24 protein-coding genes are annotated in these 20,079 nt (G+C 62.3%); 10 read left to right on the top strand and 14 right to left on the bottom strand.

Going from position 1 to position 20,079, the window contains the following annotated elements:
• Positions 1-32 precede the first annotated feature (32 nt).
• Positions 33-836 carry an alpha/beta fold hydrolase gene (locus QTJ18_RS25025; protein WP_252753867.1) on the bottom strand — a complete coding sequence of 268 codons (804 nt, stop codon included), beginning with the start codon at positions 834-836 and terminating at the stop codon, positions 33-35.
• Positions 837-1,264: 428 nt separating this feature from the next.
• Between QTJ18_RS25025 and QTJ18_RS25020 the strand changes: the two genes are divergently transcribed.
• From QTJ18_RS25020 to QTJ18_RS25000, 5 genes are all read left to right on the top strand, one after another.
• Complete coding sequence (locus tag QTJ18_RS25020; protein ID WP_252753866.1) at positions 1,265-1,474, top strand: cold-shock protein; 210 nt, start codon at positions 1,265-1,267, stop codon at positions 1,472-1,474.
• A gap of 210 nt (positions 1,475-1,684) precedes the next feature.
• Positions 1,685-2,065 (top strand): DUF6481 family protein, encoded by a 381-nt coding sequence (locus QTJ18_RS25015; RefSeq protein ID WP_252753865.1) that lies wholly within the window; start codon positions 1,685-1,687, stop codon positions 2,063-2,065.
• A 398-nt stretch (positions 2,066-2,463) separates the two neighbouring features.
• Positions 2,464-3,441 carry a fatty acid desaturase gene (locus tag QTJ18_RS25010; RefSeq protein WP_252753954.1) on the top strand — a complete coding sequence of 326 codons (978 nt, stop codon included), beginning with the start codon at positions 2,464-2,466 and terminating at the stop codon, positions 3,439-3,441.
• 240 nt (positions 3,442-3,681) lie between these two features.
• On the top strand, positions 3,682-3,852 hold the full coding sequence (locus QTJ18_RS25005) for a hypothetical protein (protein ID WP_252753864.1): 171 nt from the start codon (positions 3,682-3,684) through the stop codon (positions 3,850-3,852).
• Positions 3,853-3,959: 107 nt separating this feature from the next.
• On the top strand, positions 3,960-4,100 hold the full coding sequence (locus tag QTJ18_RS25000) for a hypothetical protein (protein WP_252753863.1): 141 nt from the start codon (positions 3,960-3,962) through the stop codon (positions 4,098-4,100).
• A gap of 213 nt (positions 4,101-4,313) precedes the next feature.
• Here QTJ18_RS25000 and QTJ18_RS24995 read toward each other — a convergent pair whose 3' ends face one another.
• The 5 genes from QTJ18_RS24995 to QTJ18_RS24975 all read right to left on the bottom strand — a co-directional run bounded on the left by QTJ18_RS24995 (position 4,314) and on the right by QTJ18_RS24975 (position 6,307).
• Positions 4,314-4,553 carry a hypothetical protein gene (locus QTJ18_RS24995; RefSeq protein WP_252753862.1) on the bottom strand — a complete coding sequence of 80 codons (240 nt, stop codon included), beginning with the start codon at positions 4,551-4,553 and terminating at the stop codon, positions 4,314-4,316.
• A 16-nt stretch (positions 4,554-4,569) separates the two neighbouring features.
• Positions 4,570-4,851: a hypothetical protein gene (locus tag QTJ18_RS24990; protein ID WP_252753953.1), complete on the bottom strand. Its 282-nt coding sequence runs from the start codon at positions 4,849-4,851 to the stop codon at positions 4,570-4,572.
• 201 nt (positions 4,852-5,052) lie between these two features.
• A complete protein-coding gene (locus tag QTJ18_RS24985; protein ID WP_252753861.1) occupies positions 5,053-5,298 on the bottom strand; it encodes a hypothetical protein in 246 nt (81 codons plus the stop codon).
• A gap of 82 nt (positions 5,299-5,380) precedes the next feature.
• Entirely contained in the window at positions 5,381-5,581 is a 201-nt protein-coding gene (locus tag QTJ18_RS24980) for a hypothetical protein (protein WP_252753860.1), read from the bottom strand.
• A gap of 366 nt (positions 5,582-5,947) precedes the next feature.
• Entirely contained in the window at positions 5,948-6,307 is a 360-nt protein-coding gene (locus tag QTJ18_RS24975) for a response regulator (protein WP_252753859.1), read from the bottom strand.
• Between the two features lie 272 nt (positions 6,308-6,579).
• Here QTJ18_RS24975 and QTJ18_RS24970 point away from each other — a divergent pair, with 272 nt between their 5' ends.
• Complete coding sequence (locus QTJ18_RS24970; RefSeq protein WP_252753858.1) at positions 6,580-7,401, top strand: bifunctional allantoicase/(S)-ureidoglycine aminohydrolase; 822 nt, start codon at positions 6,580-6,582, stop codon at positions 7,399-7,401.
• 101 nt (positions 7,402-7,502) lie between these two features.
• Here the strand turns inward: QTJ18_RS24970 and QTJ18_RS24965 are convergent, their stop codons facing one another.
• The 6 genes from QTJ18_RS24965 to QTJ18_RS24940 all read right to left on the bottom strand — a co-directional run bounded on the left by QTJ18_RS24965 (position 7,503) and on the right by QTJ18_RS24940 (position 15,583).
• Entirely contained in the window at positions 7,503-9,155 is a 1,653-nt protein-coding gene (locus tag QTJ18_RS24965; protein WP_252753857.1) for a 3'-5' exonuclease, read from the bottom strand.
• Between the two features lie 39 nt (positions 9,156-9,194).
• Positions 9,195-9,725, bottom strand: a complete 531-nt coding sequence (locus QTJ18_RS24960) for a hypothetical protein (RefSeq protein WP_252753856.1) — start codon at positions 9,723-9,725, stop codon at positions 9,195-9,197.
• Between the two features lie 17 nt (positions 9,726-9,742).
• Positions 9,743-11,566, bottom strand: coding sequence for a putative nucleotidyltransferase substrate binding domain-containing protein (locus QTJ18_RS24955; protein WP_252753855.1), 1,824 nt, complete (start codon positions 11,564-11,566; stop codon positions 9,743-9,745).
• A gap of 118 nt (positions 11,567-11,684) precedes the next feature.
• A complete protein-coding gene (locus QTJ18_RS24950; protein WP_252753854.1) occupies positions 11,685-13,451 on the bottom strand; it encodes a sodium:solute symporter family protein in 1,767 nt (588 codons plus the stop codon).
• Positions 13,452-13,461: 10 nt separating this feature from the next.
• Positions 13,462-13,722: a DUF4212 domain-containing protein gene (locus QTJ18_RS24945; protein ID WP_252753853.1), complete on the bottom strand. Its 261-nt coding sequence runs from the start codon at positions 13,720-13,722 to the stop codon at positions 13,462-13,464.
• Between the two features lie 427 nt (positions 13,723-14,149).
• Positions 14,150-15,583: an aldehyde dehydrogenase family protein gene (locus tag QTJ18_RS24940; RefSeq protein WP_252753852.1), complete on the bottom strand. Its 1,434-nt coding sequence runs from the start codon at positions 15,581-15,583 to the stop codon at positions 14,150-14,152.
• A gap of 582 nt (positions 15,584-16,165) precedes the next feature.
• On the opposite strand from QTJ18_RS24940, the gene QTJ18_RS24935 reads away from it, so the two are divergent.
• The 3 genes from QTJ18_RS24935 (at position 16,166) to rpsU (ending at position 17,079) form a co-directional block, all read left to right on the top strand.
• The gene (locus QTJ18_RS24935) at positions 16,166-16,375 is read left to right on the top strand and encodes a cold-shock protein (protein ID WP_252753851.1); all 210 of its coding nucleotides are present in this window, start codon (positions 16,166-16,168) and stop codon (positions 16,373-16,375) included.
• Positions 16,376-16,491: 116 nt separating this feature from the next.
• Complete coding sequence (locus tag QTJ18_RS24930) at positions 16,492-16,776, top strand: cold-shock protein (RefSeq protein ID WP_252753850.1); 285 nt, start codon at positions 16,492-16,494, stop codon at positions 16,774-16,776.
• A 51-nt stretch (positions 16,777-16,827) separates the two neighbouring features.
• Positions 16,828-17,079, top strand: coding sequence for a 30S ribosomal protein S21 (rpsU, locus tag QTJ18_RS24925; protein ID WP_252753952.1), 252 nt, complete (start codon positions 16,828-16,830; stop codon positions 17,077-17,079).
• A 240-nt stretch (positions 17,080-17,319) separates the two neighbouring features.
• Here the strand turns inward: rpsU and QTJ18_RS24920 are convergent, their stop codons facing one another.
• Positions 17,320-17,715 carry a hypothetical protein gene (locus tag QTJ18_RS24920; protein ID WP_252753849.1) on the bottom strand — a complete coding sequence of 132 codons (396 nt, stop codon included), beginning with the start codon at positions 17,713-17,715 and terminating at the stop codon, positions 17,320-17,322.
• A gap of 69 nt (positions 17,716-17,784) precedes the next feature.
• On the bottom strand, positions 17,785-18,909 hold the full coding sequence (locus QTJ18_RS24915) for a LacI family DNA-binding transcriptional regulator (protein ID WP_252753848.1): 1,125 nt from the start codon (positions 18,907-18,909) through the stop codon (positions 17,785-17,787).
• A 622-nt stretch (positions 18,910-19,531) separates the two neighbouring features.
• On the opposite strand from QTJ18_RS24915, the gene QTJ18_RS24910 reads away from it, so the two are divergent.
• The gene (locus QTJ18_RS24910; RefSeq protein WP_252753847.1) at positions 19,532-20,023 is read left to right on the top strand and encodes a sigma-70 family RNA polymerase sigma factor; all 492 of its coding nucleotides are present in this window, start codon (positions 19,532-19,534) and stop codon (positions 20,021-20,023) included.
• Positions 20,024-20,079 lie beyond the last annotated feature (56 nt).

Raw genomic sequence — 20,079 nt, 5'->3', positions numbered from 1 at the left:
TGGCGCCCGGGCACAGCCCGGCCAAGGCGGACTTATACCGGATTCGGGCTTAGAAAATGACGCATGGCCGTCGTCACCTCATGTGGTGCGCTGAGATTGGGGCAGTGACCGGTTGCATCCAGCAGCGTGAGCGTGCTGCCGGGGATATGGGCGCGCACATAGTCGCCGACGATTTCGGCGGCAATGATATCCTCCCGACATTGCAGGATCAGCGTCTGCGCGGTGACCCGCGCCAGATCGTGCCGATTATCCGCGGTGAAGGTGGCGCGTGCAAACTCATGCGCGATCTTCGGATCGGTCCGGCAGAAGCTGCGGGTCAGTTCGTCGCCGAGTTCGGGACGATCGGGATTGCCCATGATGGCCGGCGCCATGGAGGCCGACCAGGCAAGGGGATTGTCGGCGAAGGAGGCCAGAAGTTCCTCGATATCGGAGGCGGAAAACCCGCCGACATAATCACCATCATCGATATAGCGCGGCGACGGGCCGACCAGGATGAGCGTATCGAACATGTCCGGTGCTGCGATGGAGGCAAGGACACCGATCATGGCGCTGACGGAATGGCCGACGAAGATCCCGTTGCGGATCTCGAGCTCGCGGCCGATCTCGACGATATCGCTGGCATAGCCGTCCAGCGTTGCGTATTTGCGGGCATCATAGGCGCTGAGATCGGAGCCGCCGGCGCCGACATGATCCATGGCCACGACCCGGTAGCTGTCCTCGAAATGCGGAGCGACGAAGCGCCACATCGCCTGATCGCAGCCGAAACCATGCGCGAAGAGCATGCAGCGCGTGCCGGAGCCGGTGATCTTGATATTGTTTCTGAAGACGGCTGACACTGCACTTTCCAACGGGAGCGGTCTCGCCATCTGGGGATGGAAAGCGCCCGAACCTAACCCAGGCCACTGCCGCCGTCCACCGCCAATGCTCAGCCCACCGCCAATGCGCAGCCCACCGCCAATGCGCTGACGCCGTGCTGCAGGCGGACCTCCTGCGCAGGCGCGTTGTGACGCGTCATCTATATCCCAAGCAAAGCGACATGCTTAAGACACACTTCAACCTATCACAGGTTGTATTATCGAATATCATGAAAACAAAAGTTGACACGGGCCGGCCCAGGCTGTACACAGGGCCATCGATGCTTGTTGGCCGATATTTTGTTTTTGCTGCGCACGGCGCTTCTTGACGAACTTTCCCTCTCAAAAATCGAAACAGCTGCCGTGCGTCGCGCGGCGGAGAGATCACTATTGCTATGAAAGGGTTAGTCATGACCACTGGCACCGTAAAATGGTTCAACGCCACCAAGGGCTTCGGCTTCATTCAGCCTGACGACGGCAGCGCCGACGTCTTCGTTCACATCTCGGCCGTAGAGCGGGCGGGCATGCGTTCGATCGCTGAAGGCCAGAAGCTCGGCTTCGAGCTGGAACGCGATCACAAGTCGGGCAAGATGTCCGCCGGTCAGCTGCAGGCTGCCTGATACAAACGACAGTCGACTGACGGGAGGTTCCCGCAGGAGGCCTGATGTTTCGCCCTGGTGACCGCGGATGTACCGGCACGATGGCAAAGCTGACGAGAGGCCGGACGTAAAGTCTGGCCTTTTTTATTTGCGCCGCGACCCTCTTGTCGCGCCGCTCACCGGCCTGGACCGCAGGGACAGGCGACGGAACTTTCGATAAGGACACGACACTTGAGACATGCAAGCGATAACGGTTTCGCAGAGCGCCGCAAAAGCTCTGCCGAGGCGAGACAGGCTCTTCTGGCGAAATTCGCCTCCGCCCCCAAGGCCGATGATCCGGCGCTTCAGGAACGTCGCGCCGCCCGCGCCGCCGTTGCCGCCGCCCGGGAAGCCCGCCGCAATGAGCGCGAGGCGATGAAGGCGGCTGAGAACGAGCGCATTCTTGCGGAAGCCGCCGCATTGACCGCTGCCGCCGAGGCGGATGAGAAGGCTGCCGCCGAAGCGCGCCAGCAGGAAATCAACGACCGCGTCTCACGCGTCGTGGCCGATGAAGCAGCGCGCAAGGCCGAACGTGACCGCCGTTATGCGGCCCGCAAGGCACGCCAGGGCTGAGACCCGCCTCCTCGACCAAAGGCCCGCACGACAGCGGACACAGCACAGCGCCCGACATTTGCGCGGGCGTCGATCCTGGCGAAAATCCGCCTGCCGTCAAAGCCATGGGAGGAGCCGGCGACCGGCCTGCTCCGCCCGCCATAGATCGGCTTCGGGCCTTTCTTCGCCTTCTCTTTCTTCGCCCACCCTTCTTCGCCCACCCTTCTTCGCCCACAAGTCATTCTTCGCTCTGAAGTCATTCGCCTTCAGCCGGATCAGATGGAACGCCCTTGAACGCCATAGCTTCGCTCAAAGCCCCGACCCCGCTAGACGCCAATGCTTCACCAGACGCAAAAGCCTCGCTTGACGCTGCAGCCTCGCTCAAGACCAAAGCTCCGGCGGACGATGCCGGAGCCTGGTTGAAGATCCTGGCAGCCTACCGCCAACCGAATCTTCGGCGCAGCCTCTTCGAACTGGCGGTCACCGCCCTTCCCTTCGCGATTTTCTGGATCGGCGCGATCCTTGCGGTCTCGCAGGAATACTGGCTCGGCCTGATCCTCGTCCTGCCGGCCTCGGCCTTTCTCCTGCGTCTTTTCATGATCCAGCACGATTGCGGCCACGGCTCTTTCTTCGCCCGCCGCCGGCTGGACACATGGGCGGGGCGCATTATCGGCGTGCTGACGCTGACCCCTTACGATTACTGGCGTCAGGCGCATGCCACCCATCACGCTTCGACCGGGAACCTGGACGAGCGGGGCATTGGCGACATCACCACCCTGACGATTGCCGAATATCAGGCGCTGTCGCCCGCCCGGCGCCTCGGCTACCGGCTCTACCGGCATCCGCTGGTGATGTTCGGCATCGGCCCGGCCTGGCTCTTTCTCTTCAAGCAGCGCCTGCCCTTCGGCATGATGCGCAGCGGCATGATGCCCTGGATGTCCACCATGGCGACCAATCTGGGGATTGCCGTCCTGACCGCCCTGCTGATCTGGGCCTTCGGCGTCCTGCCCTTCCTGCTGGTCCATCTGCCGGTCATCCTGCTCACCGGCGCCGCCGGCGTCTGGCTGTTCTACGTCCAGCACCAGTTCGAGGAAACGCATTGGTCGACATCGCAGGACTGGCAGTTTCCCAAGGCTGCGCTGCATGGCGCCTCGCATTACGACCTTCCGCCCGTTCTGCGCTGGATCACCGGCAATATCGGGGTCCATCATGTCCATCACCTGGCAAGCCGCATTCCCTATTACAGGCTGCCGGAAGTCTTGGAAGACCATCCCGAACTGGCAGATATCGGCCGCATAACCCTGCGGCAGAGCCTGGCCTGCACGCGGCTTGTGCTGTGGGATGAACGGCGCGGCGCCCTGGTTTCCTTTCGGGACGCCAAGCTCGCAGCGGCGTAATCCTGGGGCGATCGCCCATCACGCAATAATTGCGCGTGCCGAGACAAGCTAACCGGAAATCATGTCCGGTTAGCCCTTGTTATAGTGGCCGTGAATGACTAGATTTCATCATCGACTTTGCCTGTTGAGCTAAGTTTTTTACACTCCGGTGTTCTGACTGATCTTTCTCTCAATCTCGATTTCGAACGCCGCCGGCTTCCGGCCGGCCGCGAAACCATGCGACGAAAAGGAACAGCAGACATGAAAAAGACCGATGTACAACAGCAGACCAAGCGTGCCGAGCGGCAGGTTGCCAATACCAGCGCCGGCGGGCATCTCGGTGGCACCAATTTCGGCCAGGGCTACGATGCCAAGACCTCTTCCGCCAAGGGGAAAATGGACAAGAGCCGCAGGAGCGGCGGCAGGGGCTGACCGGCCTTCCGCAGACTGATCTCGCCGAAGCCCGCCGTCACGGCGGGCTTTTGTCGACAAGGACCAGGGGGCATAACGTCCGCTCGGCCGTGGCGCAAGAGGATGACATGACAGCCAATCGTTACACGCTACGGACCACCGAACGGAGCGCCGTTCTGTGCCTTTACGACATCGTCATGCCGAGGGCCGCGGCCACGTCCAGCGTGGCGCTTGTTCTGTTCATGATGGTGGCGGGCTGGCTCTGGTAATGCGCGCAGGCGCTGGCCGCTAAGGGACCCCCCGCAAGGCGATAATGCGCAAGGCCACATTCCGACCTCGAGGCTTTGGCCTCGGGGCTCTGGAATGAGGGTTCCGGCATGGGGGCTCCGGCATGGGGGCTCCGGCATGGGGCCGAAACCTGGCACCGGGAAAGAGCGGGCAGCAAGGCCGGCATCAGGGCCGATATTCGGCCAATCCGCCCGTCATTGCTGATCCTGGAGAAGCGCCTCATCCAGGACGGCCTCGGTCACCGACAGCGCCTCGACCCGGCTGCCATAGGTCAGCATCAGGGTCAGCCGCCGGTGATAGGCTTCCCACATGACGTCGAGCGGCTCCTCATCGACCTGAAGGTCGAAAATGCCGGGCGCATGGGGTTTTTCCATCCCGGGCAACAGGAAGGCGTTGCGGAAGGTGATCTTCTTGAAGCTCGTCCTGCTGTCCATGAAATCCTCGCCGAGGCTATTTGTTTTTCAGAAGCCACATCTTGCCGGCCATGGTGATGCCATGCGGCGCCTCCGGCGACTGAGTATCGGCATCAAGGCTTTTCAAGAGCCCATGATCACGCAGAGCCTGCAGCGTCGCCGTCGTCACGAATTTGATCTTTTGCGGCCGCTCCTTAAAGCGGTCATTCCTGGCATAGGTGACGGTGGCGTTCTGATGCGTCCATTTATTGCCCTCCTGCGGATACAGGTCGCCATCCTTGGCGAGTTTAAGGCCCCGGATCTGGACGGGGGTCAGCATGATCGTATTCACTTGTTAGTCCTTGCGTCGGTTATCTAAGGTCGTCGTTCATGTGTGCCTTCGGGCAGGGAACGCTGTCCCCTGTCGCGCCGCGCACGCTGCGGCTATCGCGGTCCGATCTTCGGGCCGATCTGCGGTCCGATCTGCGAGCCAATAAGTCTGCCCCAATCGCCCCGCCCCCGATCAGTCCCGGCACGCCCGTCAGGCGGGACGGCGCGCCAACGGATAGGCATCGGCATCGTAAAGCTTGCGGATCTGCAGACCATCGAAGCGCGCTTCATCGATTTCCAGAACTGCGCCGCGCAGCAGCGAGGCCGGCATTTCCTCAATGGCGAAGCGAAGCGCCTCGGCGGCGGAATCAAAGCGCTTGTAGCGCGGTCGGCTCCACCTCTTGCTCGTCTTGCACGGGTAAAGCCCCGCGCCGGCATTGTAATCGAAAGCCGCCATGGACTTTAATCCTTATGCTTCTTGAATGTGTCAGGAGCCGCCGCGAAAACCGTGCTCCGGGCAGGCGCAGCGCCGGTCAGGCTCAGCGGAAAAGGGCCGCCAGTCCGCCGGGATCGCCCTTGCGGCGCTCCAGGCGCTCCTGCATTTCGCTTCGGCTGGCCTCGCGTTTGCGCAGCGCCTGCCGATGGCGGATATCCTGCAGCTTGGCCGCATCCGTGCCCTGCTCGGGTTCAGGCCGCTTGAACAGGCCTTCGGCGGCGTGGCGGTGGGTGGTGATCATCATGGTGTCCTCAATTGGGCCGCAAGACGCGCAATGCGTTCGGTAAAGCCCGCTCGGCCAAAAGGGCCAAGTTCGCAACGTTCGCAAAATCAGGGTTTGCCAAGCAACCGGCGCGGCCGGGAGGATCAGTTAGCCGTAAGGCTGAAAACGTATCCCTTTAGGTAGTACTTTATGGCCAAGGTTTCAAGGCTGACGATTCGATGGGGAACAGCCATGCCCGCAGGGGCGCTGCGCGGATCCCGCCGTGACACGGTACGGGCGCACGCAGACGCTGCGGCAGGAGACCCGCTTCGGGAGGCGCACCTCGGCAAGGCCCGCTTCGGCAAGCGCGGGCAGCCTTCAGCCTTCAGGTGCAGCGGCATGCTGCGCTCAGGCGGCCAGGCTTTGCATCGCCGCCACCACGTCCTGTTCCTGGTAGGGCTTGGGGAAGAAGATCATGCCGCGCGGCAGGCTGCCTTGAGGCGGCGTGGTGTGTCCGGAGGTGACGATCACATGCACCGGCGGCCAGCGATCGCGGATCAGGCTGGCCAGCGCCAGCCCGTCCAGGCCCGGCGGCATGTCGATATCGGTGAAGACGAGGTGGATATCGATCCGGCGCTCGAGGATGTCGAGCGCTTGCGCGGCATTGGCGGCCTCCAGCGTATCAAAGCCGGCCGCCTCCACCATGTCGACCGCGGCCATGCGCAAAATGGGTTCGTCTTCCACGACGAGAATCACAGGAAGGGACATGATGCTTTCTCCGTCGCTCCAGGACATTGCACCTGAGCGAGCGGTGCGCATAACCGAGCCTTTAAAGGTTCAATCGAACCAAACGTCATCCTGCTCAAGCTGTTCCAGCCTGGACCGTCTTTCTTTGACAGGCGGTCTTTGCGGCCGCCACGGGCAAAGGATCGAACGGGTCCGCGCCGGCCTGTTATTTCGGTTCTCAACCCATGCGGTTGGCGATATGAGAAAGCCTGCCGGCAGACGATGACAAAGCGGCATGGACAGGAAAAGAAGCGATGGACAACAGACGATATTACGCAGATATGGGCGGCCTTCCCGGCCAGACGGAGTTGCTTTCCAGCAAGGCAGTCTTCACCACGGCCTATGCGGTCATTCCCCGCACCGTCATGTCCGACATCGTGACCAGCCTCCTGCCGCACTGGTCCAGAACCCGCGCCTGGATCATTGCGCGGCCGATGACCGGATTTTCCGAGACCTTCGCCCAATATATCATGGAAGTCGAGCCGGGCGGTGGCAGCGACAGGCCGGAGCCGGATGCCCGCGTGCAGAGCGCAATCTTCGTCGTGTCCGGCGAGATGACGATCACCTATGATGGTCGGCCGCATCATCTCACTCCCGGTTCCTTTGCCTATCTGCCGGCCGGCACGCGCTGGAGCCTCGGCAATGAGGGTTCGGCGCTGGCGAAATTCCACTGGGTGCGCAAGAAGTTCCAGGCGGTAGAGGGGCTGGAGCCGCCGCCGGCGATCTTCACCCACGAGAACGAGCATCCGATCGCGCCCATGCCCGACACGGACGGCGCCTGGGGCACGACCCGCTTCATCGACCCGAGCGACATGCGCTACGACATGCATCTCACCATCGTGACCTTCGAGCCGGGCGGAACTATTCCCTTCATGGAGACGCATGTCATGGAGCACGGCCTCTATGTGCTGGAAGGCAAGGCCGTCTACCGCCTGAACTCGGACTGGGTGGAGGTGGAAGCCGGCGACTTCATGTGGCTGCGCGCCTTTTGCCCGCAGGCCTGCTATGCCGGCGGCCCGGGCCGATTCCGCTATCTGCTCTACAAGGATGTGAACCGTCACGCCGATCTCTGGTAGAGGCGCCGATGACAGCGCCTGCCGCCCGCTGCGGTAGTTCGCACCGCGGCCGGCAGGCAAAGGTCGTCATTATCTCTCTGCAGGGCTTTTACCTGGATCTTTCAGTTCAGATCCCGGAGCAGCCGTTTGTGCTTGCGCGTCTCGCGCAGCACGGCGCCGAAGCGCTCCACGCCCCTGGCCACCAGCATATCCTTCAGGCGCAGGAAGATTTCCGCCGTGGCAGTGGCATCGCCGATCGCGGTGTGGCGCTCGCCCTGGCTGATCGAAATGCCCAGCCGCTCGGCAAGCGCATCCAGCGTGTGGGTTTCCGCCTGACCGAAAACGGCGGCCGAGAGCAGCACAGTGTCGAGGATCGGATTGTCGAAGCGGCCATGCAGCTCACGCTCGCGCCGGCGCAGGAATTCCATGTCGAAGGGGGCATTATGAGCGACCAGCACAGCCCCTTGGGCGAATTGGCGGAACCGCTCCAGCACGTCGACGACGCCCGGAGCGTGCTCAACCATCGCGTTTGAAATGCCATGGACGGCGGTGGAGGAAGCAGGGATCGAGCGACCCGGATGGACGAGGCTGTCGAAAACCTCGCCGCGCACGCGCTTTCCGTTGACGATTCGCACGGCTGCAATCTGCACGATTTCGTCGCCCTGGTCGGGCAGCAGGCCGGTGGTCTCGGTATCGAAGACGACATAGGTCAAACTGTCGAGCGGCGCATCGCTGATCTTCTCCGTGGACGGACGCGACAGCAGCTCGAAATCATAGACGGCATAGCGGTTGGAAACGCTTTGCAGCACCGGCAGCGGGCTTGACCCCTCCTGCCGCAGCGTCTCGAAGGTGTGAGCCAGTTCGCGCAACCTTTCCTGGCTCTCCTGCTTCCCCGGCCCCTCCTGACCCGCCGATTTGCGATCGCCCTTTGCTGCCGCCAGCTCCGATGAAGCGCCGATTACGGGCTGGAGGAGGTCGAACACCTCCGCCAGCATCAGATCCCGGCGGGCATCGGCCGAAATTTCCGCGGTGACATCGCGAAGCGTCATCACATAGGCCGCCGGATCGGCTGTGTCTTCTCCAACCAGGCGCATCCGGGCGGCCAGGCGGCGCGTATGGGAATGGGTGGTGCAGATCAGTTCCACGGCCGCCGCTTCGGTCCCCGCCTCCAGAAGCCGCTGATGCGCGTGGCGTACCGGCCCATCATTCAGGTAGTCGAACAGGTTCTTGTCCAGACAGAGCGGAAGGACGGGATTATCCAGCAATTGCTGCGCGGCGCCGTTATAGAAGACCAGATGGTGCCGGCCGGTGCAAAGCAGGACGCCCGGCGGCACATCCGAGAGAAGCCGTTCCAGTTGGCTCTTGTCGGTGGAAAGCCGGGCAGTCTCCCGCGCGACGGTTTCGGCCAGGGCGCTGCGCGCCTGGGTCAGCCGGAGGGCCGCATCCGCTACGGCCTCAGCAATGCTTCCGAGATAGGCAAAGCCGCTCGGTTCGATGGCTTGCGCCACGCCGGCATCGACCCTGGCCCGGATGGCGCCGGCCAGCCGCTCGAGCGCCTTGGCAAGATGAAGATCAAAGAGGTAACCAATGCCGGCGGCGAGGCTGACAATGAGGAAGCCGGCCACCACCGCGACCCGGATCGCTGCCGTTGTCGCCTCTTCGTCCGCGCCGCGATGCAGGGCGAACCAGAGGCCGGCAGCAAGCGCGGCAAGGCTGCCGACGCCAAGCGCCAGGAAGAACAAGCAAAGTCGGACTCTCAGTCCCCATCGTGTCACCAAGCTCTCCTCCCGCAACGAGCGCTCAAGGCGCCGGCCTCACGCCTTCGCCGGCCGGCAGGCCGTCCGCAAGACAGGATCATCCGGCCCAAGCGAAATCCAGTCTGCGCCGATGATTTCGCCGTTTGGCGAGATCGAGACATTGCGCCCGACCAGATCCGCACGGCGGTTTGCGGCACAGTCAAACACCACCTTGACCCGGGCGGATTGCTGCCAGCGCGCTGCCAGGATGACGTCGATCATGACTTGATCGGGAAAGGCATCGTTGCGCTGTGTGGTTCTCTGGTCCACGGCGGTAAAACGCGTCGTTACGGGAACGATATAGGACCAGGGACGCCAGAAAGCCGCGTCTTCATTGTGCCAGGCCACCGGAACCTCCGCCGGCAGCGCCGTAGAGACGCGGGAAAACCAGCTATACTCGCTCCACACCGTGTAGGCGATCATGCCAAGGCCTGCGAAGACGGGCACGACCCAGCGCGGCACTGTCTGCCGGCTGACGAAGCGCAGCGTCATGGCAATCCCGGCCATGGCGACGCCCACCACGATGACGGCTATCAACTCGAACAGCATGCAGAAACTTCCTCAACTCAACTGGGCGCACGACTGTGACCGAGCGCCGATTGCATAGTGCGCACCACCACGAAGGCGTCGCGCAGGTGGGAACGCTCGAAATCACCGAATTCATAAGGCCCGAGGAAATTATCCGGCGGCAGGCCCGCCTTGATTTCCTGCGCCTGGTTGCGCAGCCGCATCTCCGCGATGAGATCGTAAGCCGCCAGAAGATCCCTGGCCCCGGCGCCGGAAATCACGCCCGCCTCCTCGGCTGCGATAAGGCGCGCCCTCGTATTGACCGGTGTCAGGCGGGCCTGCAAGGCGTAGACACGGCCGAGATCGACCACCGGCACCACACCATTGTGCTTCATGTCGATCTGGTTGCGGTGTTCGCCGCTGCGGATCGTGGCAAAGCCGCGCAGCAGGCCAAGAGGCGGTGCATGCTTGAGAGAATTCGCAATCATATGGGCGACGAAGATGGAGTTGCGGCTCGCTTGGTGAAGCGTTTCCGCCTGGAGATCCTGAAACAAAGCGGCGTTGCCGCCAATCGGACGCAGATCGAACATGACGCTCGACAGCATCTGCGCCATGGGATCCGGCTGCTCGATCCAGGCCTTGAAATAGCGCCGCCAGACGCTGACCGGCTGGCACCAGCGCGGATTGGTCGCCATCATGTCGCCGGGGCAGAAGATATAGCCGGAGGCATTCAAGCCGTCACTGACGAAGCGCGCAAGCTTTTCGAAATAGGGCATGTCGGGCGGCCTGACGCTGTCATCGAGAAACAGGCAATTATCCTGATCCGAAACACCTGTCTGCTCCTGGCGGCCCTGGCTGCCGCAGGCCAGCCAGAGATAGGGTACCGGAGGCGGTCCGAGATGCCGCTCGGCCAGCAGCAGAAGCCGGCGCGTGATCGTATCGGCAATATCGGTGATCAGCCGCGTCACCACCTCATGCGCATTGTTGCCGCCGACCAGCTGAACGAGCAATTGCGGAATCCGCGCCGTATTCTCCTTCATCTCCTCGACTGTCTCGGCATTGGCGATATCGCGCACCAGCAGCGCTGAGGATACGGCCTGAAACCGGGTGAGATCGGTCTGCGTCACCATGCCGACCAGACGCGCGCCACTGACGATCGGCAGATAGCCGACCTTCTGCTCCAGCATGACCTGCAGCACATCAGAACCGAGCGCCGTTTCCGGCAGCCCCATCGGATCGCGCGTCATGATCGCCTCGACGGAAGTTTGCCGGGGATCGCGGCCTTCCGCGATCAGTCGCGTGGTCAGGTCGCGGGCGGTGACAAGGCCGACAAAACGGTCGTTTTCCACCACGCCCAGGCTGGAGACGGAGCGATCGCGCATGATCCGCGCCGCCGCAAACACGCTGTCTGTGGGCGCGCAGGTCACCGGCGGCTTGGACATGAGGTCGAAGACCTTGGAGAGCGTCATGTCCGCCCGGCGAACCGCGTTGACGCGGCCCCTGGTGAAGAAGCGGGCAAAGACCGGCTGGTCCTGCATCAGGCGGTGAAATTCCAGAGCCGGAAGGATCAGCACCATGGCCGGCGCCCGCGCGGTCGCCGTGGTGACGGCCCGGCCGTCACGCATCAGGCCTCGCTCGCCGAGCGAGTTGCGGGGCGACAGCTGCGATATCAGTTCCCCGGCCGCATCGTGAACATCGATGCGTCCCTCCATGATCAGGAAGAGACCGGGCAGGGCGTCGCCGCGGGCATAGAGGATCTCGTCAGCATCAAGGCGACGCAGACTAAACCGCTCCGCTACACGGGCAATCTCTGCCTGGGGCAGGCTGTCATAGGGATGAACCGTCTCCAGAAAGCGGGCAATATCTGCCGTTCCGATGTCCATGGCACCCCCATCAGGTTGACGATCCCCAGGTCTGGACGTTGCTCCGACCCCTCATTTTGCCGTCAAAAATGGATATGGGCGGATCACGCCGCCCATATCAGTCATCGTCGATGAGCCTTTAGTGGCCCGTCGCAGCGCCGGCACCGCGCGGCACGCGGATCGACTCCACCAGATCCTGGACGGACTGCGGCGGGGCCGCCGTTGCCATGGACACGAAGTAAGCCACCACGAAGTTCAGCAATGCACCGATCGGACCAAAGGCTGTCGGCGGAATGCCGAACAGGAAGTTGGCCGGAACATTCTCCAGCATGTTCGTCCCGGGGATGAAGAACCAGCCGAGATAGGTGAACAGGTAGAGGCAGGTTGCCACCAGGCCGACGATCATGCCGAGCGTCGCCCCAAGCGAATTGATGCGCTTGGAGAAGATGCCCATCATCAACGCAGGGAAGATGGTGGCGGCGGCGAGGCCGAAAGCCAGCGCCACGGTCTGCGCCGCAAAGCCCGGCGGGTTGAGACCCAGCAAGGTTGCGACGAGGATGGCGCCGCCCATGGAAACGCGTGCGGCCATGAGTTCGCCTTTTTCGGAGATGTCGGGCTTCAGCCAATCCTTGATGAGGTCATGGCTGATAGCCGAGGAGATCGCCAGCAGAAGGCCCGCTGCGGTCGACAGGGCTGCCGCAAGACCACCGGCGGCGATCAGCGCGATCACCCAGCCCGGAAGCTGCGCAATTTCCGGATTGGCCAGGACGAGGATATCATTGTTGATATCCAGCTCATTGCCGTTCCATCCGCGGGTCTGTGCTTCGGAAGCAAAGCCCGTGGATTTATCATTATAGTACTGGATGCGGCCATCACCGTTCTTGTCGTCGAACTTCAAGAGACCCGTAACTTCCCAGTTCTTCATCCAGTCGGGACGCTGTTCATACAGTACAGCCTCCGATTTCGGACCATTCGGGAAGATGGTGTCGATGATGTTCAGCCGGGCCATGGCGCCGACGGCGGGAGCCGTCAAGTAAAGCAGCGCGATGAAGACCAGTGCCCAGCCGGCGGACCAGCGCGCATCGGCAACCCGTGGCACCGTGAAGAAACGGATGATGACGTGTGGCAGGCCAGCCGTGCCGATCATCAGGGACAGCGTGAACAGGGTCATGTTCAGCATGGAGCCCTGGCCAGTATAGGCGCTGAAGCCCAGATCGGTGACCACCTGGTCAAGCTTCTGGAGCAGAGGCTGGCCGGAGGCGGTGTGATCGGAAAACAGGCCGAGGCCGGGGATCGGGTTGCCGGTGAGCTGCAGCGAAATGAACACGGCCGGGATCGTGTAGGCGATGATCAGAACCACATACTGGGCGACCTGGGTATAGGTGATGCCCTTCATGCCGCCGAGAACAGCATAGACGAAGACCACCGCCGCCGCGATCCACAGGCCGGTCGAGACCGACACTTCCAGGAATCGCGAGAAGGCAACGCCGGCGCCCGTCATCTGACCGATAACATAGGTCACCGAAATGATGATCAGGCAGATGACCGCGACCAGGCGGGCACTCTGACTATAGAACCGGTCACCGATGAACTGCGGAACAGTGAACTTTCCGAACTTGCGCAGATAAGGTGCCAGCAGGAGAGCCAGCAGAACATAGCCGCCGGTCCAGCCCATCAGATAAGTGGAGTTGACGTAGCCGCCGCCGGCAATGATGCCGGCCATGGAAATGAAGGATGCCGCCGACATCCAGTCAGCGGCCGTGGCCATGCCGTTCATGACCGGGTTCACGCCGCGGTTGGCGGCGTAGAATTCCGCCGTGGTGCCGGCGCGGCTCCAGATGGCGATGCCGATGTAGAGCGCGAAGGACGCGCCCACCACCAGCAGGTTGAGCGTATACTGATCCATTATTCCCCCCTTATTCCTCGTCGACGCCGTGTTCGCGGTCGATCTTGTTCATGTAGTTGGCATAGAAAAAGATCAGCGCGATGAAGACGAGGATCGATCCCTGCTGGGCGAACCAGAAGCCAAGATCCGTGCCGCCCACCGGTATGCCCGACAACATGGGACGCAGGATGATGCCGAAGCCGTAAGACACCACGGCCCAGATCACGAGTGAAATATAGATTATCCGCTTGTTGGCTGCCCAATACGCATTGGACGACGAATTGTCCGACACGAGTACTCCTCCTCTTTTCCTCGACGGGCCGGCAAATGCTCGGCCACCCAACAACCGGATCTGATACAGACTCCCCACAGCCGGTTGCGAGACCAAACACTAGCGCAAAGGTGGCGGCTTGGCACACTCTCCCTTAGTCGTAGGAGGAGGGCCTAAAATGCCACTTTCCACGGATTTTTCGACGAAATGGGCGTGTGCGCAGCGCAATAATCGCGCTGCAGTGCACAGGTTAAGGGCTTATGCGAAGAGTGCGCCCGGCCCGGGGTCAGGTTCTGTGGAACTCTTTTGCGGGGCACGGCGCCCCCAGGGGTCGCGCGGGATCTCATTCCGGCGCTTCGCGTCTTTTCGCAGTATCTCCGACACAAAAAACGCCGGCGGTTGCTTGCCGCCGGCGCGTTTCTTTGTACGGACTGGCAATTTGCGCCGGTCAGGCGAGCGTATAGGCCGTCTTTACCACCGTGAAGAATTCCGCTGCATATTTGCCCTGCTCGCGCGGGCCGAAGGACGATGCCTTGCGACCGCCGAAGGGAACGTGGAAATCCACACCGGCCGTCGGGAGATTGACCATGACCATTCCGGCTTCGGAATTGCGCTTGAAATGCGTCGCATGCTTCAGGCTTGTGGTGGCAATGCCGGCCGACAGGCCGAACGGCGTATCATTGGCGACCGCCAGTGCCTCATCATAATCCTTGACCCGGATCACGGCTGCGACCGGGCCGAAGATCTCCTCGCGGCTGATGCGCATCTGGTTGGTGGCTTCGGTGAACAATGTCGGCTGCAGATAGAAGCCGGGCGTGTCGCGCTCGATGCGTTCGCCGCCGAAGGCCAGTCTGGCCCCCTCCTGCTTGCCGATCTCGATATAATCGCAATCCTGCTTGAGCTGCTTCTCATCGACGACCGGGCCGATATGCGTGCCTTCCTTCAGCGCGTGATCCACCGTCAGCTTGCTGAGGCGCTCGGTCAGCGCGGCAACGAAGCGGTCATGAATGCCTTCCGTCACGATCAGTCGCGAGGAGGCCGTGCAGCGCTGGCCGGTGGAGAAGAAGCCGGAATTGGCGGCCGCCTCGACGGCGACGGACAGATCGGCATCGTCAAGCACCACCATCGGATTCTTGCCGCCCATTTCCAGCTGGAACTTGCGGTTGTGCTCAATGGAGGCCATGGCGACGCGCTTGCCGGTGCCGGTGGAGCCGGTGAAGGTGATACCGGCCAGATGCGGGCTGTCGAGCATGGCCTGGCCGACGACGGAACCGCGGCCCATGACCAGATTGAGCACGCCCTTCGGCAGGCCTGCCCGGTGCAGGATATCGACGATGGCCCAGGAGCAGCCCGGTACCAGGTCCGCCGGCTTGAAGACGACCGTATTGCCATAGGCCAGCGCCGGAGCGATTTTCCAGGCGGGAATGGCGATGGGGAAATTCCAGGGCGTGATGATGCCGATCGGGCCGAGCGGCTCGCGGGTGATCTCGACGCCGATATTGGGCCGCGCGGAGGGAACCACTTCACCCGTCAGGCGCAGGGTTTCGCCGGCAAAGAAATCGAAGATCTGGGCAGCGCGAATGGTTTCGCCGATGCCTTCCGGCAGCGTCTTTCCCTCTTCCTGCGACAGGAGACGGCCAAGCTCTTCCTTGCGCGCCAGGATTTCATCGGCGGCCTTCTTCAGAATGGCGTGGCGCTCGAGAATGCCGGAGCGCGACCAGGCGGGAAAGGCAGCCTTGGCGGCAGCGATGGCGGCTTGCGCATCCTCTGCGGATGCCTGGGCATAAAGGCCGACGACATCCTTCGTATCGGAGGGATTGAAATTCTCCGAGGCCTGGCTGCCGACCCATTCGCCAGCGATCAGGTTTTGATGAATAGACATAAAGCCTCCCTTGGGCGGGATTCCGCCGTTGCGTGGCGGAGCGCGTCTCAGCCTCCGCGTGAATGATAGTTCGGGCGGGCATGATCTCCGCCAGCCCGCATGAATGGACCGGAACACCCGGGTCTGGCAAGCCGAACACGGCCGTCGTGATCTGCAAAACTGCCAAGCCGGGTCGCGCAGACCGTGCCGGCAGAGGCGCCGCGCCACCATACTTATAAGATAGATTTCCGCAAGATATATGACAGGCTAAAGATAAGTTGAACTCCGCCCTCTGGCAGGTGAACGCACGGCTTACGCCGGATTTTTCCCGGCTCTCGCCCGTTATTTTGATGCCAGAAAATTTTCGCCCGCATCGCGGATTTGGCGGGGTCCGGAGCAAAACATCCGCCTGCGCTCACAAAGGCTGGGAAATTTTATTTCACACTGCGGGTTGTAATCCCTGAGAAAGGGCGTACATTCATCGCATCGAACTTGGTCGTGACTTCGTCCGAGAGCTAAGGCGCTCTGTCAGATTTCCTTCAAACATCGATCCAACTGGCACGGTGTGCCAGATCAACCCACGATTTTGAAAAGGAAATCGTTATGAATACAGGTACCGTCAAGTGGTTCAACAGCACCAAGGGTTTTGGTTTCATTCAGCCTGACCAGGGTGGCCAGGACGTATTCGTCCACATCTCCGCCGTTGAGCGCGCTGGCCTTTCCGGCCTCAACGATGGCCAGAAGATCAGCTACGACATCGTCCAGGACAAGCGTTCTGGCAAGAGCTCGGCTGACAACCTTCGGGCTGCCTAATTTACCATTCGTCACAACCGACCACGGATGTACTGGCGGTTGATCGACAGAATGATTGGGAGAGGTCGGGACATCCCGGCCTTTTTTCGTTTCAGGCGAGATCCAAGGGGACGAATATGGCAGTTGCGCGTTACGCCATCGGCGATCGTGTGGTTCTGAAGACAGGATTGGGCATGCGCGGCGGTGCGCCGGCATCATGCCGCATATCGGCTGTCCTGCCCTCGGCCCATGGCCAGGCTCAATACCGAATTCGGTACGAGAACGAAACGTTCGAGCGCCGGATCGTTGCCACGGATATCGACCCGGAGCGGTCGAGGCCGACGGCACAGCTAGAAGAGGCCGTCTCGCCCGAGAAGGGCACGTCGTGGCTGAACCCCGCGGCGGTGAAGATCGGCAAGTGATCAATAGGCAGAATGCACAATGGCCACTTGTGCCGTGCAGAAGGAGAGATTTTGCAGGTTCTAGTCCGAGACAATAACGTTGACCAAGCCCTCCGTGCGCTCAAGAAGAAGATGCAGCGCGAGGGTATTTTCCGTGAAATGAAGGCGCGCAGCTCCTACGAAAAGCCGTCCGAACGCCGCGCCCGTGAAAAGGCGGAAGCGATCCGGCGCCAGCGCAAGCTTGCCCGCAAGAAGATGCAGCGCGAGGGTCTTCTGCCCGCGCCGAAGAAGTCCGCGACCGCCCGCGGCGGTGCCCGTCGCTGATCGGCGCCGACCGGCGAAAACCGACCCGTTCGGAACAGTCTTGTCCCTTGCAGTGAAGCGGCCCATCTGGCCGCTTCTTGCGTTTCATCGTTTCGCTAGATCGTCAGGAGCCGCCCGCGCGCGCCTGCAAGGTGTCCCGCTGAGACGGTGACCGCCCAACTCCATCATCCCGCGATCGGATGTCAAGGCGCCTTGCGTCGCTCCTGCACCGTTCCAGACCCCAATCAGGGCTTGGTCAAATCAGGGCTTGGTATTGCCGGATGAGCTATCCGGCGGCAACTGGCTGGGCTTGATCACCGGCGTCTCGCCCACGGCGGGTGCCGGTGTCACCATTTCCGGATCGCCCACGGCTGGCGGGGTGAGAACGCTGTCGCAATTATCCAGCTTTTGCGTGGTCGACATACCGGAGCCGGGCGTGACGCTTTGGCTATTGCCGGTTTGAGACTCCGGCTGGGCGACGCAGTTCTCAGCCTGCTGCTGCATGCGCGGACCTTTGTCCTGGGCCTGAACCTGGGCTTGAGCCTGGGCGGGGATTGGCGCGGCGAGACCGGCGCCCATCAAGGCAGCCAGTGCGAGGGCAAGCGGCGAGGCCGTGGCACGGCCCTGCGACCTGGTGGTCGAAAAGATCGTTTGCATAATGACACCTCCTGATCGGTCAACCCGCCGGAAGCGCTGGTGTTCCCTTTGCCGGGCCGCTCGTCCGAACTATCCCTTCACGTCTTTGTCAGTGTCCCCTCGGCCCGGCCCCTGACTCCGGCACCTGACTCCGGCACCTGACTGCGGCCCCTGACTTCGGCCCCTGACTTCGGCCCCTGACTTCGGATCGAAACTCTGGCGGATGACGAGGTCCGGAACCACGCGCTCGTGGCCGGGCGAGGCCTCGGGTTCGGCGAGCCTGCGGTCGAGGAAATCCACCGCCTTCTGCGCCATGACCAGAGGATCCTGCCGGAAGGTGGTGAGGCCGTAGTTCAACCAGGCGGCCTCGGGAATATCGTCGAAACCGATCACGGCGACATCGTCGGGCACGCGCAACCCTCCCTCGCGTCGCAGCACATCCATGACCCCGAAGGCAATGAGATCATTGCCGCAGAAGACGGCATCCGGCGGTTCGACCTCGGCCAGCATGGCGCGGCCGGCCGAGAGCCCGCATTGATAATCCGCCTCGCCGCCGAAGAATGGCAAAAGAGGCCGACCGTGATGCTCAAGCTCGGAGAGGAAGGCGATCTGCCGCTCCTGGATGGCCGGCGTCGCGGCCAAGGGTCCGGCAAAGGCAAGCTTTTCCCGGCCGGCGCGGAGGAAAAGCCGCGCCGCTTCGATCGATGCTTCGGAATTGCCGGCATCGAGATGATCCGCATCCGGCTCCGACCGCCCGATCAGGACGACCGGCTGCCCATTGCGCTTGGCGAGATCGAAAAAGCTGGCCGGCGGAGAGCCGGAGAGAATGATGGTCGCCTCGGCGCGGTGACCGATCAGCATTTTCTGCGCCGCAAGCAGCTCATCCTCCCTCTGTCCGGTATTGATGAGAACCGGAACGCTGCCGCGCCGGATCAGCGCCTTGGACAAAGCGGCCGTCAAATGGGCCCGAAAGCCGACCTCCGGCCGGGTCGCCACGATACCGACGAGGCGGCTTTGATTGTTGAGCACGCCCCGGGCAAGATCATTGACGTGGTAGCCGAGCTCTTCCGCCGCACGCAGCACCTTTTCGCGTGTCTCCTGGGAGACGCTGGCACCCGGCGTGAAGGTCCGCGATACTGCCGAGCGCGACACACCGGCACTGAGCGCCACCTGTTCGGCGCTGACGAACCGCATGCGGTATTTGCCGTTTTTCATTCCACCTCACCCTCTATCGCCGACCATCCGCAGCCTTACCGCGCCGACCGTCTGTCACGACCCCTTGTCCCGGTTAGAAATTGACCCCCGCATCCGGCGGCGCCTCGACGGTCCAAGGCTCTTGCGACGGCCGATCCTGTCCTCGCTTCCCCGCCACCATCTTGTCGCGGGCAAGGGAGGATGGAAAGTACAGGAAGGGGCAAAGCAGACGCCTGCCCGGCCTGCCGGCCGCTTTTTTTCCACGCGCGAGCGCCATGTGCTGAGCTTCGAAGGAAACGACCTGAGGTAATCGCGGCTGCGCAAGGGTCCAAGGGTGCCATCTTGCCCAGGCCGCGGCCCCCTTCGTCACGTTTTCGTCCAAGCCCCACCATTCCTTCGGCATGCCCTTTCTCTGCAGCGCCCGTGATCACGACGAGCGGCCTCTTGCTCCTAGGCATGCTTCTTGACAGGCGCGTGACGGCCACCTCGGCGGGCTGCCAAGCGCAACTCAGAATTGCCCTATTTCGCGCGCCGATTGACATAAACAGGATATAGAGTCAGATTCTCGTCGAGGCCCGGGAACCGATCGGAACAATCCGGCATTCTGCCGGTTGGGTACGAGAAGGAAGACGAGGGAGACGTCATGACCGACACATCAGCAAGTGACCGAATTCGCGCCGACATGATCGCGCTCATCCCAGCTTTGAGATCTTTTGCGCGGCGGCTCGACCGCAGCCCAAGCAATGTCGATGACCTGGTTCAGGAAACGCTGCTGCGGGCGCTTGCCAATCTCGACAAGTTCCAGGAAGGCACGAGCCTGAAATCCTGGATGTTCACCATTCTGCGCAATACGTTCTGCACGAAATTCGGTCTGGCCAAGCGCGAAGTCGTGGGTCTCGAAGATTGCGCCTCGGCACGGCCTTCGGTCAACGCACCGCAGGAATGGTCGGTGCGCGCCCAGGAATTCCACCGCGCCATGCTGGATCTTCCCGAGCATTATCGCGACGCCGTCGACATCATCCTTCTGCAAGGTCAGTCCTATGAGGCGGCGGCGGAACGCTGCGGCTGCCCCGTCGGCACCATCAAGAGCCGCGTCAACCGCGCCCGGGCGCAGCTTGCACATCAGCTGAACTGACGCTCCGGCGATTTCCGGGCGCTTCATGCCGGCTCGCGCCACATCCCATGGCGCTG

Origin of the sequence: Rhizobium sp. SSA_523, from assembly GCF_030435705.1 — a bacterium.
GTDB lineage: Bacteria > Pseudomonadota > Alphaproteobacteria > Rhizobiales > Rhizobiaceae > Neorhizobium.
This window is presented reverse-complemented; position numbering and strand designations above follow the sequence as displayed.

Bases quoted from the DNA above. Each gene is read 5' to 3' on its own strand.
- QTJ18_RS24910 (WP_252753847.1), top strand. From the start codon at position 19,532: ATGACCGACACATCAGCAAGTGACCGAATTCGCGCCGACATGATCGCG.
- QTJ18_RS25005 (WP_252753864.1), top strand. From the start codon at position 3,682: ATGAAAAAGACCGATGTACAACAGCAGACCAAGCGTGCCGAGCGGCAG.
- QTJ18_RS24950 (WP_252753854.1), bottom strand. From the start codon at position 13,451: ATGGATCAGTATACGCTCAACCTGCTGGTGGTGGGCGCGTCCTTCGCG.
- QTJ18_RS24960 (WP_252753856.1), bottom strand. From the start codon at position 9,725: ATGCTGTTCGAGTTGATAGCCGTCATCGTGGTGGGCGTCGCCATGGCC.
- QTJ18_RS24985 (WP_252753861.1), bottom strand. From the start codon at position 5,298: ATGGCGGCTTTCGATTACAATGCCGGCGCGGGGCTTTACCCGTGCAAG.
- QTJ18_RS24930 (WP_252753850.1), top strand. From the start codon at position 16,492: ATGGCAGTTGCGCGTTACGCCATCGGCGATCGTGTGGTTCTGAAGACA.
- QTJ18_RS24980 (WP_252753860.1), bottom strand. From the start codon at position 5,581: ATGATGATCACCACCCACCGCCACGCCGCCGAAGGCCTGTTCAAGCGG.
- QTJ18_RS24940 (WP_252753852.1), bottom strand. From the start codon at position 15,583: ATGTCTATTCATCAAAACCTGATCGCTGGCGAATGGGTCGGCAGCCAG.
- QTJ18_RS25020 (WP_252753866.1), top strand. From the start codon at position 1,265: ATGACCACTGGCACCGTAAAATGGTTCAACGCCACCAAGGGCTTCGGC.
- QTJ18_RS24975 (WP_252753859.1), bottom strand. From the start codon at position 6,307: ATGTCCCTTCCTGTGATTCTCGTCGTGGAAGACGAACCCATTTTGCGC.
- QTJ18_RS24920 (WP_252753849.1), bottom strand. From the start codon at position 17,715: ATGCAAACGATCTTTTCGACCACCAGGTCGCAGGGCCGTGCCACGGCC.
- QTJ18_RS25000 (WP_252753863.1), top strand. From the start codon at position 3,960: ATGACAGCCAATCGTTACACGCTACGGACCACCGAACGGAGCGCCGTT.
- QTJ18_RS24995 (WP_252753862.1), bottom strand. From the start codon at position 4,553: ATGGACAGCAGGACGAGCTTCAAGAAGATCACCTTCCGCAACGCCTTC.
- QTJ18_RS24915 (WP_252753848.1), bottom strand. From the start codon at position 18,909: ATGAAAAACGGCAAATACCGCATGCGGTTCGTCAGCGCCGAACAGGTG.
- QTJ18_RS24935 (WP_252753851.1), top strand. From the start codon at position 16,166: ATGAATACAGGTACCGTCAAGTGGTTCAACAGCACCAAGGGTTTTGGT.
- QTJ18_RS24955 (WP_252753855.1), bottom strand. From the start codon at position 11,566: ATGGACATCGGAACGGCAGATATTGCCCGCTTTCTGGAGACGGTTCAT.
- QTJ18_RS24990 (WP_252753953.1), bottom strand. From the start codon at position 4,851: ATGCTGACCCCCGTCCAGATCCGGGGCCTTAAACTCGCCAAGGATGGC.
- QTJ18_RS24970 (WP_252753858.1), top strand. From the start codon at position 6,580: ATGGACAACAGACGATATTACGCAGATATGGGCGGCCTTCCCGGCCAG.